The organism is Archangium lansingense (assembly GCF_026626635.1).
Taxonomy (GTDB): Bacteria; Myxococcota; Myxococcia; order Myxococcales; family Myxococcaceae; genus Archangium; species Archangium lansingense.
This window is the reverse complement of the sequence record NZ_JAPNKA010000001.1, coordinates 8,122,600-8,139,013: the sequence shown is the minus strand read 5'-3', so window position 1 is coordinate 8,139,013 and position 16,414 is coordinate 8,122,600. Positions and strand designations below refer to the sequence as shown.

The following is a 16,414-nucleotide window of genomic DNA, read 5'->3' as shown; positions in this document are numbered from 1 at the left end:
CTCCTCGAAGATTTCGCGGCGCGGACACTAGCCGAAGCCGGGGGGGGATGCGCGCCCGAGTTGAGGGGTTTCCACTACAGGAGACGGAATGTCCGCCATCAGTGGGACAGTGGCTTGTGCGCGATGCTCTGGGTCGTCAAGAAGCGGGCGTCTTGCGTCGCAAGGCGACAAACTCGGCGGCGAAGTCGAGGAACTTCAGGGCCGCCCGCTCGTGATCCCCGCCGCAGTCGCGCAGGTACTTCACGTGCCAGCCCTCGAGAGGCAACTCGTGCTTCACTTCGTCGAGCCACTCCAGGAAGTCCTGCCACTCCTGATCCTCTCCGCCGTTGAACTGGGTGTTCGATGCCCACCCGCGCGTGAACGAGACGAGGGATTCCACCGTATCGAATCCCGTCGCGAACCAGAGACCTCTCTTCATGAGGATCTGCTTGCGGGCGTAGAGCAATGCATCCATGAGCCCGACCCGGCGCCCACGCCATTCCTCGGGAATGGGTTCCTCCTTGACGATTCGTTTACCGGTCATAGGGTCTGCACCACATCCTGGGCCACAGTGTATTCACGTGACGCAGGACGCCCGGGCCGTTCCGTGCTACCACGCACCGCGCCATGAGCCGCATCTATCGTTCGCTTCCCCCCGCTGGTACCCGGATTGGTCTCGCTTTCTCGGGTGGTCTCGACACCCGCGCCGCTGTGGCGTGGATGTCTCGCAAGGGCCTCGAGGTGTACGCCTACACCGCCGACCTCGCCCAGCCCGACGAGAAGAACCCCGCCGACATCCCGCCCGTCGCCCTGACGCACGGCGCGAAGCAGGCCCGGCTCGTGGACTGCCGCGAGGCCATGGTGCGCGAGGGCCTCATCGCCATCCAGTGCGGCGCCTTCCACCTGTCCGTGGGCGGCAAGAAGTACTTCAACACCACCCCCCTGGGCCGTGCCGTCACCACCACCGCCATCGTCCGCGCCATGCGCGAGGACTCGGTGAACGTCTTCGGTGATGGCAGCACCCACAAGGGCAACGACATCCAGCGCTTCTACCGGTACGGCATCCTCGTCAACCCGGAGCTGCGCATCTACAAGCCCTGGTTGGACCCGGAGTTCGTCAACGCCTTCGGCGGCCGCAAGGAGATGAGCGAGTACCTCGTCTCCATCGGCATGCCCTACAAGATGGGCACCGAGAAGGCCTACTCCACCGACGCCAACGTGCTCGGCGCCACGCACGAGGCCAAGGACCTGGAGCACCTCAACAAGGGCATGAACATCGTGGAGCCCATCATGGGCGTGGCCCACTGGCGCCCCGAGGTGGACGTCCGCCCCGAGCGCGTCACCGTGGAGTTCGCCCAGGGCCTGCCCGTGTCCCTCAACGGCAAGCGCTTCCCCTCCATCTTCGAGCTCTTCCTGGAGTGCAACCGCATCGGCGGGCGCCACGGACTGGGCATGAGCGACCAGCTGGAGAACCGCGTCATCGACGCCAAGAGCCGCGGCATCTACGAGGCTCCCGGCATGGCGCTGCTCCACATCGTCTACGAGCGCCTGCTCTCCGCCATCCACAACGAGTCCACCACCGATCTCTACTTCTCCCTGGGTCGCCGCCTCGGCCGCTTCCTCTACGAGGGCAAGTGGTTCGATCCCGAGGCCCTGCTCCTCAAGGACTCGCTCACCCGGTGGGTGGCCCCCAGCATCACCGGCAGCGTTACCCTGGAGCTGCGCCGCGGTGACGACTACACCCTGCTCGACACCCAGGCCGAGCACATGGCCTACGATCCGGACAAGCTCTCCATGGAGAAGGTCGCCAGCGCCTTCACCCCGGAGGACCGCATCGGCGCCCTGGAGATGCAGAACCTCGCCGTCGGCGACAACCGCGGCCTGCTCCTGCACCACCTCTCCAGCGTCCGCCGCCTCTCGGAGGGCACTGGCACCGGCCCCGGCCTCGCCCAGCTCCTCGGCGATGGCGAGGAAGAGTGAGGCTTACCAATTTTTCTTGGTTTGCGTGAATATAAGAGTCCCGAGCCGGGGATGAGCCCCGGCGGTCAGGAGACTCTCCCATGCGAACCGGACGGTTGTTGCTGCTCTCCACCCTGACGCTCGCCTCGTGCGGCCCCCTCGTCGAAGAGGAGGCCACGCTGGGCGAGCGCACGGATGCGCTGATCACCGACGTGGACCTGGATGGCATCGATGATGCCTTCGAGGATCAGCTCGCCGCGAAGTTCGCTCCCGAGGTGCGGCTGGCCCCGGACTCCATCGACTGGGCGCGGCCGGCCAACGTGGACTGGTACTTGGCCCGCGTGCACATGCGCTTCGACCATTCCGGGTGCCCGGACTGCGAGGTGCTCGCGCTCGCTACACCCACGCAGAGCAACCTCTCCACCCAGTCCCACAAGACGAAGAGTGGCCTGTTCTGCAGCCACAGCAGCACGGTGTACTCCTCGAACGCGTCGCGGAAGGAGTTCTTCCTCCAGCCGCCGGATGACAACGTGCACAAGGGCACGGCGTCCTCCGGGTGGCGCGTGTACGTGCATTCGAAGAAGAGCGTGGTCGTCTCGGGCGGCTACGACATTCAGTACTGGTTCTTCTACCCGTACAACGACTCTTACGCGTCCGTGAACCACGAGGCGGACTGGGAGCACATCACCGTGTCCACGGACTCGGCCGGCAACTTCCAGTCGGCCTGGTACGCGGCGCACAGCGGCGGCAATCGCTACACCGCCTCGCAGCTCCAGTGGAATGGGACGCACCCCATCGTCTACTCGGCGGATGGCTCGCACGCGAGCTACCCCACCGCGGGGACGTACCCCACCGAGGTGCCGGGCTTCGATGACCACAGCTACAACGGGGGGCCGGTGTGGCAGACGTGGAACAACTGGGTGAACGTGGGCGAGAAGAACGCGCCTCGCAACGGCCAGAACTTCATCAAGTACGGGGGCCGCTGGGGCGAGGTGGGTGAGCTCGACGCCACGAGCGGCCCGCAGGGCCCGTCCTTCCAGGGTGCCTGGAACAACGACTGAGTCAGCCGCGCACCCGCACCACCACCTTGCCGCGTGCCTGGCCCGACTCGGCATGGGCGATGGCCTCGCGCGTCTGGTCGAAGGGGAACACCCTGTCCACGTGGGGGCGGAGCTTGCCCGCCTCCACCAGGGCCCCGAGCTGGCGCAGGTTCTCGCCACTCGGGTTCATGAAGAGATAGGTGTAGCGCACGCCGTGGCGCCAGGCGGCGAACGTCGCCCGCGCGCCCACCATGGCGAAGACGGGCCAGAGCGCCGGGGACAATCCCCAGGAGCGGGCCAGGGCCATGTCCGGGCGGTCCGTGATGGAGACGACGATGCCTCCCTTGCGCGCGCTCTTGAAGCTGCGCAGCTGCGTGTCCGCGCCCACGGTGTCGAACACCACGTCCGCGTCCCGCACCACGTCCTCGAAGCGCTGGGTGCGGTAGTCCACCACCTCGTCGGCTCCGAAGCCCTTCACGAGCTCCGTGTTCTTCCCGCTCGCGGTGGCCACCACGTGGGCCCCGAGGTGCCGGCCGAGCTGCACCGCCACCGAGCCCACGCCTCCGGCGCCCGCATGCACCAGCACCTTCTGCCCGGCGGAGAGCTTTCCTACCTCCACCAGCGCCTGCCACGCGGTGAGGCCCACCAGAGGCAGGGACGCGGCCTCTTCGTAGGACAGCTGGGGCGGCTTGGGGGCCACGACGCTCTCGGGTTGCACCACCTCCTCGGCGAAGGCGCCGGGGCGATCCTTGTCCAGGCGCGTCCACACCGCGTCGCCCGGCTTGAAGGACTTCACCTCCGTGCCCACCTCCAGCACCTCGCCGGCGCAGTCGTTGCCGAGGACGAGCGGGAAGCGGTACGGCAGGAGGATGCGTATCTTGCCCTCACGGACCTTCCAGTCCACGGGGTTGACGCTCGCCGCATGCACGGCGATGCGGACGTCGCGAGGGCCCAGGGAAGGGGAGGGCAGCTCTCCCTGCTCGAGGACCTCGGGTCCTCCGTAACGGCGGATAAAGAAGGCGCGCATGGTGGGCTCATGGATGCCCTCGCGCGCCGGAGGTTTCAACCTTTACGCCAGGCCGGTGGAGCTAATCCGCCAGCTCCACCTTCTCCAGGTGCTCGGGGATATGGGCCGCCCAGCCGCGCGCTTCGACCCGCTCCTTGAGCGCCCGGAGCGCCGAGGGCTCGCCGTGGACGAGCAGCGTCTGCCGCGGCGGCGCCTCGAAGCCGTCCATCCAGCGCAGCGTCTCCGTCCAGTCCGCGTGTGCCGAGAAGCCGCTCACCGTGCGCAGCTGCGCCTCCACCCGCACCATCTGCCCGTGGATTTTGATCTCCTTCTCGCCGTCCAGCATGCGCCGGCCGCGCGAGCCGTCGGACTGGTAGCCCACGAAGAGCACCGTGTTGCGCGGATCCGGCAGCCGGTACTTCAGGTGGTGGAGGATGCGCCCTCCGGTGGCCATGCCCGAGGCGGAGATGATGATGCCCGGGCCATCGACCAGGTTGATCCGCTTGCTCTCCTGCGGCGAGGTGATGAAGCGCGTGCGCTTCGTGGCCAGCGGAGACTCGCCCCGCTTCACGATGGCGGACATGTCCAGGTCGTGCTCTTCCGCGTGCGCCAGGTAGATGGGCGTGGCGTCGCACGCCATGGGCGAATCCACGAAGACATCCAGCTCGGGGATGCGCTTCTCCGCCTCCAGGTTGCGCAGGTGGTAGAGCAGCTCCTGGGTCCGGCCCACCGAGAAGGCGGGAATGACGACCATGCCCTTGCGCTCGTAGGCGTCCACCACGGCCTCGCACAGCGCGTCCACGGGCCGCTTGTCCCCGTGCTCGCGGTCGCCATAGGTGCTCTCCACCACCAGCGTGGTGGCCGAGCGGACCGTCTGCGGATCCCTCAAAATGGGGGCGTGGTAGCGGCCCAGGTCCCCGGTGAACACCACGCGCTGGTTCGTGCTCTCCAGGTGGAACACGCACACCGCCGAGCCGAGGATATGGCCCGCTCGGTAGAAGGTGAGGGTGATGCCGGGGAGGATCTCCCGGGTGCGTTCGTAGCCAAAGGTCTCGAAGAGCTTCAGCGCGCGCTGCGCGTCCTCCACCGTGTAGAGGGGCAGGGCAGGGTGGTGCTTCGAGAACCCCTCCTTGTTGGCGTAGCGGGCCTCTTCCTCCTGGAGGTGCGCCGAGTCCGGGAGCAGCAGCGCGGAGAGATCGCGCGTCCCGGGGGTGCAGTAGACGGGCCCGTGGAAGCCGTCACGCACCACGCGAGGCAGGCCGCCGGTGTGATCGATGTGGGCGTGCGTGAGGACGATGGCGTCGATGCTCCGGGGCGATACGGGAAGGGCACGCCAGTTGCGCTGGCGCAGCTCCTTCCGGCCCTGGAACAGGCCGCAATCGATGAGCACCCGCTTGCCCTGGTGCTCGAGGAGGAATCTTGAGCCAGTGACGGTTCCCGCGGCGCCGAGGAAATGGATGGAGGCCATGCGCGGCACTCTATCCCAGCAGCGTCCCCGTGGTGGCGCCCTCTCCTCTCCCTCTCAGCCACTCGCACCGGTGTCGCCGTTGGAATGGGGGGATGTCGTCCCGCTTCATGCAGGCACCACGTCGGTGCTGGGGCCATCGGGCTCGGGCGTTGCCGGGCCTGGCACCACCTCGCGGCGCTTCCACAGGAAGTACACCGCCGGGTAGACGAGCAGCTCCAGCAGGAAGCTGGTGGCCAGGCCGCCCACCATGGGCGCGGCAATCCGCTTCATGACGTCCGCGCCCGTTCCGGTGGACCACATGATGGGGAGCAGGCCCAGCATCGCCGCCAGTACCGTCATCGCCTTGGGCCGGACGCGCTTCACGGCGCCATGGATGATGGCCTCCACCAGGTCGCCCTCGGTGCGCAGCATTCCGCGCTTCTTCGCTTCGTCATGGGACAGGTCGAGGAAGAGCAGCATGAAGGCCCCTGTCTCGGCGTCCAGGCCCATCAGCGCAATCATGCCCACCCACACCGCGATGGAGACGTTGTAGTCGAGCGCCCAGAGCAGCCACACCGCGCCGATGGCCGAGAAGGGCACCGCCAGCATCACGAGGCCCGCCTTGAAGGCCGACTTCGTGTTCATGTACAGCAGCCCGAAGATGAGCACGAGCGTGAGCGGGATGACGAGCTTCAGCCGCTCCCGGACGCGCAGCATGTTCTCGTACTGGCCGCTCCACGTCATGGAGTAGCCGGAGGGCAGCTTCACGCTCGCGGCCACCGCCTCCTTGGCTCTATCCACGAAGCGACCCACGTCGTACTTGGAGGTGTCGAAGTCCACGTAGACATAGCCGGTGAGCATCCCGTTCTCGTTGCGAATCATCGAGGGGCCATGGGCGAGCACCACGTCCGCGATGGCCTCCATGGGAATCTGGCCCTGGCCGTTGGGAAGGGGCAGCAGCACGCGCCCGAGCGCCTGGACATCCTCGCGGTAGTCCCGCGCGTAGCGCACGTTGATGCCGTAGCGCTCGCGGCCCTCCACGGTGGTGGACTGGTTGTCGCCGCCTATCGCCGTCATCACCATCATGTTCGCGTCGTCCACGCTCAGGCCGTAGCGGGCGAGCTCGTCGCGCTTGAGGACGAAGTCCAGGAAGTAGCCGCCCGCCACGCGCTCGGCGAACGCGCTGCGGGTGCCCTCCACCTTCGCCACCGCCGCCTCCGTCTCGCGAGCGATGCGCTCCACGGTGGCCAGGTCCGCGCCCATGATCTTGATGCCCACGGGCGTGCGGATACCGGTGGACAGCATGTCCAGCCGCCCCTTGATGGGCATGGTCCAGGCGTTGGAGATGCCCGGCAGCTGGAGCGCGGCGTTCATCTTCGACTCCAGCTCGGCCTGGGTGATGCGGTCGCGCCAGAAGGGACGCAGCATGCCCTTCAGCCACTCGGGAGCCCAGCCGCTGTACCAGCGCGGCACCTCGCGCCACTCGGACTCGGGGCGCAGCAGCACCGTCGTCTCCATCATGGTGAACGGAGCGGGGTCGGTGGAGGTGTTGGCGCGGCCGGCCTTGCCGAAGACGCGCTCCACCTCGGGGAACTGCATGAGCAGCTTGTCCTGCACCTGCAGGATGCGCTGCGCCTCGGTGACGGACATGCCGGGCTCCACCGCCGAGGGCATGTAGAGGATGGAGCCTTCGTTGAGCGGAGGCATGAACTCGCTGCCCAGCTGCAGGTACACGGGGATGGTGGTGGCGACCAGCAGCCCGCTCACCACCAGGGTGGCCTTGGCGTGGCGCACGACGAAGCGGCACGGGCCCTCGTAGAGCCGGTGCATCAGCCGGCTGATGGGGTGCCGCTCCTCCGAGTAGTACTTGCCCACGAGTGCGTGCGTCGCCAGCGATGCCAGGAACTTCGGGCGGAACTGGAAGGGCTCCACGCGTGCGAAGAGCATCCGCATGGCCGGGTCCAGGGTGATGGCCAGCAGCGCGGCGATGGCCATGGCGAGGTTCTTCGAGTACGCCAGCGGGCGGAAGAGGCGGCCCTCCTGGTCCACCAGCGTGAAGATGGGCATGAAGGCCACGGCGATGACGAGCAGGCTGAAGAAGACGCCCGGCCCCACCTCCATCAGCGCTTCCAGGCGCACCTGGTGGAAGTCGCCCTTCTTCCCATCCTTTATCCAGTGGTGAATCTTGTTGTACGCGTTCTCCACCTCGACGATGGCGCCGTCCACGAGCACGCCGATGGAGATGGCGATGCCGGCCAGCGACATGAGGTTGGCGTTCAACCCCATCGCGTACATGGGGATGAAGGCCAGCGCCACCGACACCGGAATGGTGACGATGGGCACGATGGCCGATGGCACGTGCCACAGGAAGATGAGGATGATGAGGGAGACGATGATGATCTCCTCCACCAGCTTGTGCGTCACCGTGTCGATGGCGCGCTCGATGAGGTCCGAGCGGTCGTAGGTGGTGACGATCTCCACGCCCTCGGGCAGCGAGGGTTTCAGCTCCTCGAGCTTCGTCTTGATGCGCTCGATGACGTTGAGGGCGTTCTCCCCCTGGCGCATCACCACGATGCCGCCCACCACGTCTCCCTCGCCGTCCAGGTCGGCCACGCCCCGGCGCAGCTCGGGGCCCAGTGTCACGTTGGCCACGTCCTTGATGGTGACGGGCGTGCCGCCCTGGGACTTGAGGACGAGCTTCTCGATGTCCTCCACGCTCTTCACGTAGCCGCGGCCGCGCACCATGTACTCGCGCCCGGCCACCTCCACGAGCCGTCCTCCCACGTCGTTGTTGCCCTGGCGCACCGCACGCACCACCGCGTCCAGCGACAGCCCGTAGCTGGCGAGGGTGTTGGGGTTGACCGCCACCTGGTACTGGCGCACCTGGCCGCCCACGGTCGCCACCTCGGAGACGCCCGGCACGCTTTGAATCTGATAGCGCAGGAACCAGTCCTGGTAGGAGCGCAGCTCGTCCAGCCGGTGCTTGCCGCTCTTGTCCACCAGTGCGTACTGGAACACCCACCCCACGCTGGTGGCGTCCGGGCCCAGCTCCACCTTCACGTCCGGCGGGAGCTGGGGGGTTATTTTCGACAGGTACTCGAGCACCCGCGTGCGCGCCCAGTACATGTCCGTGCCGTCCTCGAAGATGACGTACACGTAGCTGAAGCCGAAGTCGCTGAAGCCGCGCACCGCCTTGACCTTCGGGGCGCCCAGCAGCGCGGTGGTGATGGGGTAGGTGACCTGGTCCTCGACGATGTCGGGGCTGCGGTCCCACCGCCCGTAGACGATGACCTGGGTGTCGGACAGGTCCGGCAGCGCGTCCAGCGGGGTGTTCTTCATCGTCCACCAGGCGCCGAAGAGCGCCGCCACGGTGGCCGCGATGACCAGGTACTTGTTCTCCGCCGAGAAGCGGATGATGGCTCGAATCATGGCTCAGTGGCCTCCGTGGCCGGAGGTGGCCGGGGGCGCACCCGCCGGTGGCGAAGAGGGGGGAGGAGAGCCCCCCGGGGAGGTGGCGGCCAGCGCGGCCAGCGAGGCGCGCAGGCGCGATTCGGAGTCGATCAGGAAGTTGGCGCCGGTGACGACCTGCTCGCCGGCCTTCAGGCCCGACGTCACCTCCACGCTCTTTCCGTCCGACTCGCCCAGGCGGACCTCCCGGGGCTGGAAGCGGCCATCGCCGAGCGCCACGAAGACGACCTGGGTGGTGCCGGTGGGGACGACCGCGTCGGACGGAATCTTCAGCCCCTCGTGAGCCGTCCCCCGGAGCACCACCTCGCCGAACATCTCGGGGCGCAGATCTCCATCGGGATTGGGGAACTCCAGGCGCACCTTGACGGTGCGCGTGACCGGGTCCAACACCGGGTCGAGGAAGTACACCTTCCCGGCGAAGACGCGGTTGGGGAAGGCCTTGAGCTGAAGCGTGGCGGTCATGCCCACCTTTACGTGGCGCAGCTCGGTCTCATACACATCGGCGAGGACCCATACGCGCGACAGGTCGACGACCTCGTAGGGCGTGGCGCCGATCTCCAGGCGCGCGCCCTCCACGACGTCCTTCTTGGTGATGACCCCGGAGATGGGGGACACCAGGGTGAGGGCGCGGGTGGCCTCGCCCGTCTGGGCGAGCCGCTCGAGAGTGGCCGCCGGTACGTCCCAGAGCTGCAGCTTGCGCCGGGCCGCCGCCACCAGGGCGTCGCCATCCGTCGCCATCCCGCCGGCCTGGCTCAGGGCCTGGCGGGTTCGCAGGGCCAGCAGGTACTCCTCCTGCGCGGCGAGCAGCTCGGGGCTGTAGACGGAGAAGAGCGGCTCCCCCTGCCGCACCGGCTTGCCGACGAAGTCCACGTACACGCGCTCGACGAAGGCGGGCACCTTCAGGGTGACGCGGCGCACGCGGGTCTCGTCCATGACCACGCGACCGCTGGTCCTCCAGGTGCCCCCGATCTTGCCCTCCGTCACCGGGGCGGTGCGCAGGCCGATGAGCTGTTGGCGCGAGGGGTCGATGGTGACGGGGGCCAGGCCCTCCACCGCGGGGGCTCCCGGTTCGCCGGAGGAGGCGGACATGGGCGTCATCGCCACCAGGTCCATGCCGCAGATGGGGCACTTGCCCGGGTGGTCCTGCACGATGCTCGGGTGCATGGGGCACTGGTATTTCGTGGCCGCCGGCTCGGAGACCTCCGGGGGGGTGGTGGCCGCGGGGGCGGACGCGTGGGTGCCGGGGGCTTCATCGTTGTGCGTCAGCAGGTGGACGGCCCCGCCGCCCAGTGCGGCGCTGGCCAGTGCCGTGGCGGCGAGCGCGGCGGCTCCGAAGCGGCGGCGCGCAGGAGACGGCGAGGAGGGGAGTGGAGGAGTCTCGAGGGACATGGGTTCTCCAGGGACTACATCCCTGACATGGAAGATGAAGAGGAGGAGGCGGCGGCACCGGGCGCGCTGCCCGCTGGGGCGGCGCCGCTCGCGGGAGCGGACGGGGTGCTACCCGCTCCGGGCATGCCTCCCGCTCCCTGACTGCTGCCGCCCATGGAGGCCACGGGCTCCAGGCTCACCTCGGCCTGGGCGATGGCGAGGCGTTGCGCTTCGACGAGCGTCCGCAGGTACTCTTCTTCGTCGCGGATGATGCCGGTATTGGCCTCCAACACCGAGGCGAACGAGGCGCGCCCGACCCGGTACTGCGTCAGAGTGCTCTCGACGGTCGCCGCCGACTGCATCAGGAGGCCGTCGCGGTAGATGGCCGCCGTGTCGCGCAGCGCGGCCAGGGCGATGAGGCGCTCCTGCACCCGCAGGCGCAGTACCTGCTCCAGGGTCTCCGTCGCGTGGGTGGGGGCCATGGCCTGGGCTCTGCTTTCGGCCACCGCGCGGTTCTGCTTCCTCCCGGAGAAGATGGGCAGGTTGAAGCCGACGTTGGCTTGCCACATGGGGGGAAAGTCGCCGCCACGGGGCATCACCCCCGCGCTCACGGTGAAGTCGGGCAGGCGTTCCAGACGCGCCAGCGCCACCTGCTTCCCGGCCCGCGCCACCAACGTGTGCCTCTCGGCCAGCTCTGGGCTGCGCTCGAGCGCGTCCCTCACCGCGGCTTCGGAATCGCCGAGCTCGGGCACCCCCACGTCGCGCAAGCGCATGGTGGTGGGCAGGGGCGCCTCCAGGGGCCGGCCGCTCAGCCGGTTCAAGGTCTGCACCCGGATACGCTCCTCGGCCTGCAGTGCCAGCCGGCGCTGGCGCAGTCGGTTGAGCTCGAGCTGGGCGCGCAGCAGGTCCGACTGGGCCCCCTCTCCGGTCTCGTAGCGGATCCGGGCCATGTCGGCGGACTGCTTCCAGAGCGTCTGGAGTCGCTCCAGCAGGAGGAGCCGCTCCCGCACCAGCAGCAGATCCAGGTAGCCCCGGTGCACCTCGGCCTCGACGGACAGCCGCGCGCGCACCACCTGCGTCGACGCGGCCGTGGCGCCGAGCTCGGCGAGCTCGGTACGCAGCGCGCGCTTGCCCGGGAAGGGCAGGGCCTGGGAGGCCATGATGCTGAAGTAGCTGCCCTCCATCTCGCCGATCATGAGGCCGGTGAAGCCGTCGTTCTGGATGCCCAGCTGCAGCGTCGGGTCCGGCAGGGCTCCCGCCTGGGGTACACGCTCCCGGGCGGCCCGGGCCTGGGCCTCGGCCTGGTGCAGCTCCGGGCGCGTCTCGAGGGCTTCCGCGAGGAGTTGCGCCAGCGCCGGATCCTCTGGCAGCACCGGCGCGGAGGAGGCCTGCGTGGACGGCGTGCGAGTGTCCTCCTGCGCGGGCGCCGCCAGGGGAGAGAGCAGCGCCAGCACGAGGGCGAGGGGCCCTACCGGGTGGTGCCGCCATCCCGAGGTGGGGAGAGGCTGGGAAGATGCGTGAGTGGGTTGCACGGCGATGGGTTGTGCAGGGCTTGTGCCATGGGGCTGTGTCCCGCCGGAGGAGACGGACTCCGGGGAGCGCTGCGTGCTCGCTCGGGGGGCAGGCCCGGTGCGACAGGAGCCCGGGGCGTCACGGTGTAACTCCGGGAATCACATCTCGCCCGGGCAAGGGCGCGCATAGGCTGGGGGAGGGCGGGTGGCACCCGGCTTGCGTACTACTGATGGAGGAGAGCTCACCCATGCAGGTTCCCTCAGGCACCGCCAGGCGTCTCAGCCTGGCCCTCGCCGCCCTGGTTTCCCTCTTCGTCGTCTCCTCCCTTCTGGCGCTCGTGCACATGCGGGAGATTCACTCCCGCCTGGTCGAGATGCAGGCGCGGCAGCATGCCGTCCGCTCGGCGCTCGAGGTGGCCAGCGCCATCCGGGACACCTACGCGCACCAGGCTCACACCCTCATCCTGGGAAACGACAGCCACCTGCACTTCTACGAGACGGCCGCTGGCCGGGTGACGCGGCTGACGGAGGAGATGAAGGCGCAGGCCCTGGGGCCCGAGGAGCGGGCCTGGGTGGAGGACATCGAGCGGGCCCAGAGGGCGCTGGACACGCTCTTCCGCGAAGCGCTCCTGCCCGCGGTGCTGGCGGGCAGGCAGGAGGACATGGAGCGCGAGCATGGCCGGGCGCTCGGGCTCGTGTCCCAGATGGAGGAGCGCACGGACCGGCTGGTGAGCCACTTCAACCGCTCGGTGGATGCGGCCGAGGCCCGGGTGGCGGAGCTGCAGAGCTCCGCCTTCCAGTGGACCCTGTTCTTCCTGGTGGGCGCGCCGCTCCTGGCCATCGGCGTGGGCGTCTACATCGTCCGCTCCGTGGCCCGGCCCGTGGCCCGGCTGCGCGAGGGCGCGGCGCGGCTGGCCGCGGGAGACATGCACGCGCGCATCGACATCTCGACTCCCGACGAGTTCGGCGAGCTGGCCCGCCAGTTCAACGCCATGACGGCGGCGCTGCGCGAGCATCAGGAGCAGTTGGTGCAGAGCGAGAAGCTCGCGGGCATTGGCAGGCTGGCGGCGGGCGTGGCCCATGAAATCAACAACCCGCTCACCGTCATCCTCGGCTATGCGGGCATGATGAAGAAGAAGGTGGAGGGGAGCCTGCGAGAGGACCTCCAGGTCATCGAGGACGAGGCGGTGCGCAGCCGGAACATCGTCCAGGATCTGCTCGCGCTCTCGCGTCCGTTGCAGGCCGAGCCGGAGCCGGTGGATCTGCGCGCCCTGTGCGAGGACGTGGTGGAGCGGCTGCGGCAGGGGGGCCAGTTGAGTGCGGTGCGGGTGGACGTCGAAGGCGAGGCGCGGACGGCGGGACACCTGACGAAGCTCCGCCAGGTGGTCCTCAACCTGGTTCGCAACGCGGTGGATGCGTGCGGAGAGCAGGGCCGGGTACGGGTGCGCCTGGCGCAGACGGAGACGGGGGCCGAGCTGCACGTGGAGGACACGGGCCCGGGGCTGAGCGCCACGGCGCGCGAGCGCCTCTTCGAGCCCTTCTTCACCACGAAGCCCAGCGGGACGGGGCTGGGCCTGGCCATCAGCCAGAGCATCGTGCAGGCGCATGGTGGCAACCTGGAGGCTGCCGCGGGTACGGGACCGGGCGCACACTTCACCGTGTGGCTGCCTGCCACGTTGCCGGGGAGGGCGTGAGAGATGGAGACGCGCGGAAGCGTGCTGGTGGTGGACGACAAGGAGAACATCCTCAAGCTCTTCGCCCGGCTGTTGGGTGATACCTACGAGGTGACGTGCGCGGAGGACGGGGCGCGCGCACTGGCGCTGGTGGCGGCGCGGGAGTTCGACGTCGTGGTGTCGGACGTCCGCATGCCGGGGGCGGACGGCTTCGAGGTACTGCGCGCCGTCAAGTCCCGCTACCCCAACACCGAAGTGGTGATGATGACGGGCTACGCCACGGTGCCGGATGCGGTGGAGGCGATGCGGGCGGGTGCCTTCGACTACCTCCAGAAGCCCTTCCTCCCCGATGCTCCCGTCGAGCTGGTGGCCCGGGCGATGGAACGCCGGCGGCTGCGCCTCCAGGCGGAAGTGCTGGGGCGGGAATCGCCGCCGGGCACGGGCTTCTCCTTCACCGGGGTCGTGGGCCGCAGCGCGGCGATGCAGGAGTCGCACCGGCTCATCGAGCAGGCGGCGCGCCTGGACATCACCGTACTGCTGACGGGTGAGACGGGCACGGGCAAGGAGTTGGCGGCACGTGCCGTCCATCTCAACAGCGCCCGGCGTGAGCGCCCCTTCGTGGCCGTCAACTGTGGTGCCCTGCCGGCGGAGCTCGTGGAGAGCGAGCTGTTCGGCCATGGAAAGGGGGCCTTCACCGGTGCGGCCCAGGCCAAGGCGGGCCTCTTCGAGGAGGCCAATGGGGGAACGCTCTTCCTGGATGAGGTGGGGGATCTTCCGCTGAACGCGCAGGTGAAGCTGCTGCGTGTGCTGCAGGAGCGGGAGGTCCGGCGCGTGGGCGAGACCCGGCCCGTGCAGGTGGACGTGCGGGTGGTGGCCGCCACCCACCGTGACCTACGGGCCGAGGCGGCCCAGGGGCGTTTCCGGGAGGATCTCTTCTACCGGCTCAACGTCTTCCCGGTGCAACTGCCGCCCCTGCGCGAGCGCAAGGAGGACATTCCGCTGCTGGCGGCCCATCTGCTCGACAAGCACGGCAAGGCGATGGGGCGCACGCTGGAGGGGATGACGCCGGAGGCGTTGCGTGTGCTCGTGGGCTACCCGTGGCCGGGGAACGTGCGTGAGCTGGAGAACACCATCATGCGGGCGGTGGCGGTGGCCGCGGGGCCGGCGGTGACGGAGCGCGACCTGCCGTCCGAGGTGCGGGAGCGTCAGGAAGGAGCCCTGCCGGGCGGGGCGGCGAAGCATCTGCCCTACCGGGACGCGCTCGATCTGGCCAGGGACCGCTTCTCGCGCGAATACCTCACGGCGCTGCTGCGCGACTTCGAGGGCAACGTCACCCGTGCCGCCGAGCATGCCGGTATCGAGCGCGAGAGCCTGCATCGGCTGCTGAAGCGCTACAGCATCCGCTCGGATGACTTCAAGCCGCGGTAGAGGCTGGCCGCGGCGCGGGCCCGCTCGAGGCTCGCGCCACGGAGGCACTGCGGGTTACTGGATGGTGACGATCCCGCTGATGTGGTCCATCGCGCAGGCATAGCGCAACGTGCCCGTCTCGCTCGGGGTGAACTCCACCGTCACCGGCGTGTCCAGGGGGAGCGGCTGGTTGATGCCCAGGTCGTCGAGGATGAGCTCCTTGGCGCACGTCTTGTCCGTCTTGCGAGTGACCACGAGGCGGACCGGGTGCCCCGCTTTCACCTTCACGTTCGCGGGCTCGAAGCCCTTGGACGTCACCGTGAGCTCCACGGTGCTGACTCCGTTCTTGCCGACGGGGGCGGCAGCGGGCTTCTCCGCGGGGGCCGCCCTGGCCGCGCCGGCGTGCGTGTCCTTCTTGGCGTGCTCGTCACACGCGGCTGCTGGAGTGGCGGCGGCCAGGGTGAGGGCAGCCAGGGCTCCCATCAGGATCGTCTTCATCGGTTGGTTTCTCCCGGAGTGAGGGGGATGACCGGCATCCGTTGCAAGGGCCTCCACAGCACAACGCGTGCCGGGGTGTGCACTGGCCTGTTCTCGCGGGGTTGGCGGTGCGAGGCACCTGGCTGGAGTGTCCACGCGGGTTTCCCTGTAACCCGCCCGGTCACGGTCGGAGGGGGCCGCACGGCGAAACCCGAAGCCGGGCGAGCCGGTCAGCCCAAGGCCTGGGCTGCGATGGCGTAGAGGTGCTCCCTCTTGCCCGGGGCCTGGGTCCCATGAAGCATCATCATGGGGGACGGGACGTGCCGCTCGAGCCCGCGCCCCGCCACCCACTCGCTCAGCTCGACGAAGCGCGGAGGGATGTCGATCCGCACGACTCCCTCGAGGCCCCGCAGGAGCTCGGCCGCGAGGACCCAGGCGATCGGCTCCTCCTGGGCGATGAGGGGACCCACCATCGTCGAATCGAGGTTGGGCCACGCCAGACCGTAGCCCACCACGCGCCCGCCCCGTTCGGCGACCAGCGCGCGGAGCGCCACCCGGTACAAGGCGTGGAGCAGGGAATGCCGGGGCGCACCGAAGGCGCCAGCGTCCAGCGTGGCGACCGCGTCCAGATCCTCCGCGGTCATCGCGCGCACTCGCGTGTCCGGGACGGACAGCTCCTGCGGCTCCCGGGTGAGCCGCCCCACATGCTTCACAATCTCGTCAACCTGGACGAAGCCCAGCTTCTCGTAGAGGGGACGGCCCTGATCCGTCGCGAACAGGAGTGTGGGGATGGGACCGATGTGCTCCAGCGCATGCTCCATGAGGCGCCGTCCGAGCCCCTGCCGCCCATGGGAGGGCGACACCGCCATCATCCCGATCGACGCTGCCTCGCGCCCATAAGGCGTAATGAGGACCGTGCCCGCGAGCCCACCCTCCGGTGAGTCCACGCCGAAGCCGGCCCCCAGCTCCAGGATCATCCGCCACTTCAGCGCTTCCGCCGGCCAGTCGCGCTTCACGGCCAGCTCGAGGCAGGCGGGCATGTCATCCAGGGTGAGTCTCCGAATGCGCATGCGGCTGCC

General features: G+C 69.0%; 12 protein-coding genes. 4 read left to right on the top strand and 8 right to left on the bottom strand.

What is annotated here, in order from left to right; translation table 11 throughout:
* Window positions 1-136 precede the first annotated feature (136 nt).
* Complete coding sequence (locus OV287_RS32485; RefSeq protein WP_267537924.1) at window positions 137-418, bottom strand: hypothetical protein; 282 nt, start codon at window positions 416-418, stop codon at window positions 137-139.
* Between the two features lie 188 nt (window positions 419-606).
* Here OV287_RS32485 and argG point away from each other — a divergent pair, with 188 nt between their 5' ends.
* Entirely contained in the window at window positions 607-1,959 is a 1,353-nt protein-coding gene (argG, locus tag OV287_RS32480) for an argininosuccinate synthase (protein WP_267537923.1), read from the top strand.
* Window positions 1,960-2,039: 80 nt separating this feature from the next.
* On the top strand, window positions 2,040-2,999 hold the full coding sequence (locus OV287_RS32475) for a Vps62-related protein (protein ID WP_267537922.1): 960 nt from the start codon (window positions 2,040-2,042) through the stop codon (window positions 2,997-2,999).
* 1 nt (window position 3,000) lies between these two features.
* On the opposite strand, the gene OV287_RS32470 is transcribed toward OV287_RS32475, so the two are convergent.
* From OV287_RS32470 to OV287_RS32450, 5 genes are all read right to left on the bottom strand, one after another.
* Window positions 3,001-4,005 (bottom strand): NADP-dependent oxidoreductase, encoded by a 1,005-nt coding sequence (locus OV287_RS32470; RefSeq protein WP_267537921.1) that lies wholly within the window; start codon window positions 4,003-4,005, stop codon window positions 3,001-3,003.
* 61 nt (window positions 4,006-4,066) lie between these two features.
* Window positions 4,067-5,452, bottom strand: a complete 1,386-nt coding sequence (locus OV287_RS32465) for an MBL fold metallo-hydrolase (protein ID WP_267537920.1) — start codon at window positions 5,450-5,452, stop codon at window positions 4,067-4,069.
* A 105-nt stretch (window positions 5,453-5,557) separates the two neighbouring features.
* Window positions 5,558-8,860: an efflux RND transporter permease subunit gene (locus tag OV287_RS32460; RefSeq protein ID WP_267537919.1), complete on the bottom strand. Its 3,303-nt coding sequence runs from the start codon at window positions 8,858-8,860 to the stop codon at window positions 5,558-5,560.
* 3 nt (window positions 8,861-8,863) lie between these two features.
* Entirely contained in the window at window positions 8,864-10,288 is a 1,425-nt protein-coding gene (locus tag OV287_RS32455) for an efflux RND transporter periplasmic adaptor subunit (RefSeq protein ID WP_267537918.1), read from the bottom strand.
* 14 nt (window positions 10,289-10,302) lie between these two features.
* Window positions 10,303-11,721 carry a TolC family protein gene (locus OV287_RS32450; RefSeq protein ID WP_267537917.1) on the bottom strand — a complete coding sequence of 473 codons (1,419 nt, stop codon included), beginning with the start codon at window positions 11,719-11,721 and terminating at the stop codon, window positions 10,303-10,305.
* 305 nt (window positions 11,722-12,026) lie between these two features.
* Between OV287_RS32450 and OV287_RS32445 the strand changes: the two genes are divergently transcribed.
* Window positions 12,027-13,472, top strand: a complete 1,446-nt coding sequence (locus OV287_RS32445; RefSeq protein WP_267537916.1) for a sensor histidine kinase — start codon at window positions 12,027-12,029, stop codon at window positions 13,470-13,472.
* 3 nt (window positions 13,473-13,475) lie between these two features.
* Entirely contained in the window at window positions 13,476-14,879 is a 1,404-nt protein-coding gene (locus OV287_RS32440) for a sigma-54-dependent transcriptional regulator (protein ID WP_267537915.1), read from the top strand.
* A gap of 54 nt (window positions 14,880-14,933) precedes the next feature.
* Here the strand turns inward: OV287_RS32440 and OV287_RS32435 are convergent, their stop codons facing one another.
* Both OV287_RS32435 and OV287_RS32430 read right to left on the bottom strand, forming a co-directional pair.
* Window positions 14,934-15,356 (bottom strand): cupredoxin domain-containing protein, encoded by a 423-nt coding sequence (locus tag OV287_RS32435; protein ID WP_267537914.1) that lies wholly within the window; start codon window positions 15,354-15,356, stop codon window positions 14,934-14,936.
* 209 nt (window positions 15,357-15,565) lie between these two features.
* Window positions 15,566-16,405 carry a GNAT family N-acetyltransferase gene (locus tag OV287_RS32430; RefSeq protein ID WP_267537913.1) on the bottom strand — a complete coding sequence of 280 codons (840 nt, stop codon included), beginning with the start codon at window positions 16,403-16,405 and terminating at the stop codon, window positions 15,566-15,568.
* Window positions 16,406-16,414 lie beyond the last annotated feature (9 nt).

Coding starts and splice junctions, on each gene's coding strand:
- OV287_RS32470 (WP_267537921.1), bottom strand. CDS start 4,005: ATGCGCGCCTTCTTTATCCGCCGTTACGGAGGACCCGAGGTCCTCGAG.
- OV287_RS32465 (WP_267537920.1), bottom strand. CDS start 5,452: ATGGCCTCCATCCATTTCCTCGGCGCCGCGGGAACCGTCACTGGCTCA.
- OV287_RS32455 (WP_267537918.1), bottom strand. CDS start 10,288: ATGTCCCTCGAGACTCCTCCACTCCCCTCCTCGCCGTCTCCTGCGCGC.
- argG (WP_267537923.1), top strand. CDS start 607: ATGAGCCGCATCTATCGTTCGCTTCCCCCCGCTGGTACCCGGATTGGT.
- OV287_RS32435 (WP_267537914.1), bottom strand. CDS start 15,356: ATGAAGACGATCCTGATGGGAGCCCTGGCTGCCCTCACCCTGGCCGCC.
- OV287_RS32485 (WP_267537924.1), bottom strand. CDS start 418: ATGAAGAGAGGTCTCTGGTTCGCGACGGGATTCGATACGGTGGAATCC.
- OV287_RS32475 (WP_267537922.1), top strand. CDS start 2,040: ATGCGAACCGGACGGTTGTTGCTGCTCTCCACCCTGACGCTCGCCTCG.
- OV287_RS32430 (WP_267537913.1), bottom strand. CDS start 16,405: ATGCGCATTCGGAGACTCACCCTGGATGACATGCCCGCCTGCCTCGAG.
- OV287_RS32460 (WP_267537919.1), bottom strand. CDS start 8,860: ATGATTCGAGCCATCATCCGCTTCTCGGCGGAGAACAAGTACCTGGTC.
- OV287_RS32440 (WP_267537915.1), top strand. CDS start 13,476: ATGGAGACGCGCGGAAGCGTGCTGGTGGTGGACGACAAGGAGAACATC.
- OV287_RS32445 (WP_267537916.1), top strand. CDS start 12,027: ATGCAGGTTCCCTCAGGCACCGCCAGGCGTCTCAGCCTGGCCCTCGCC.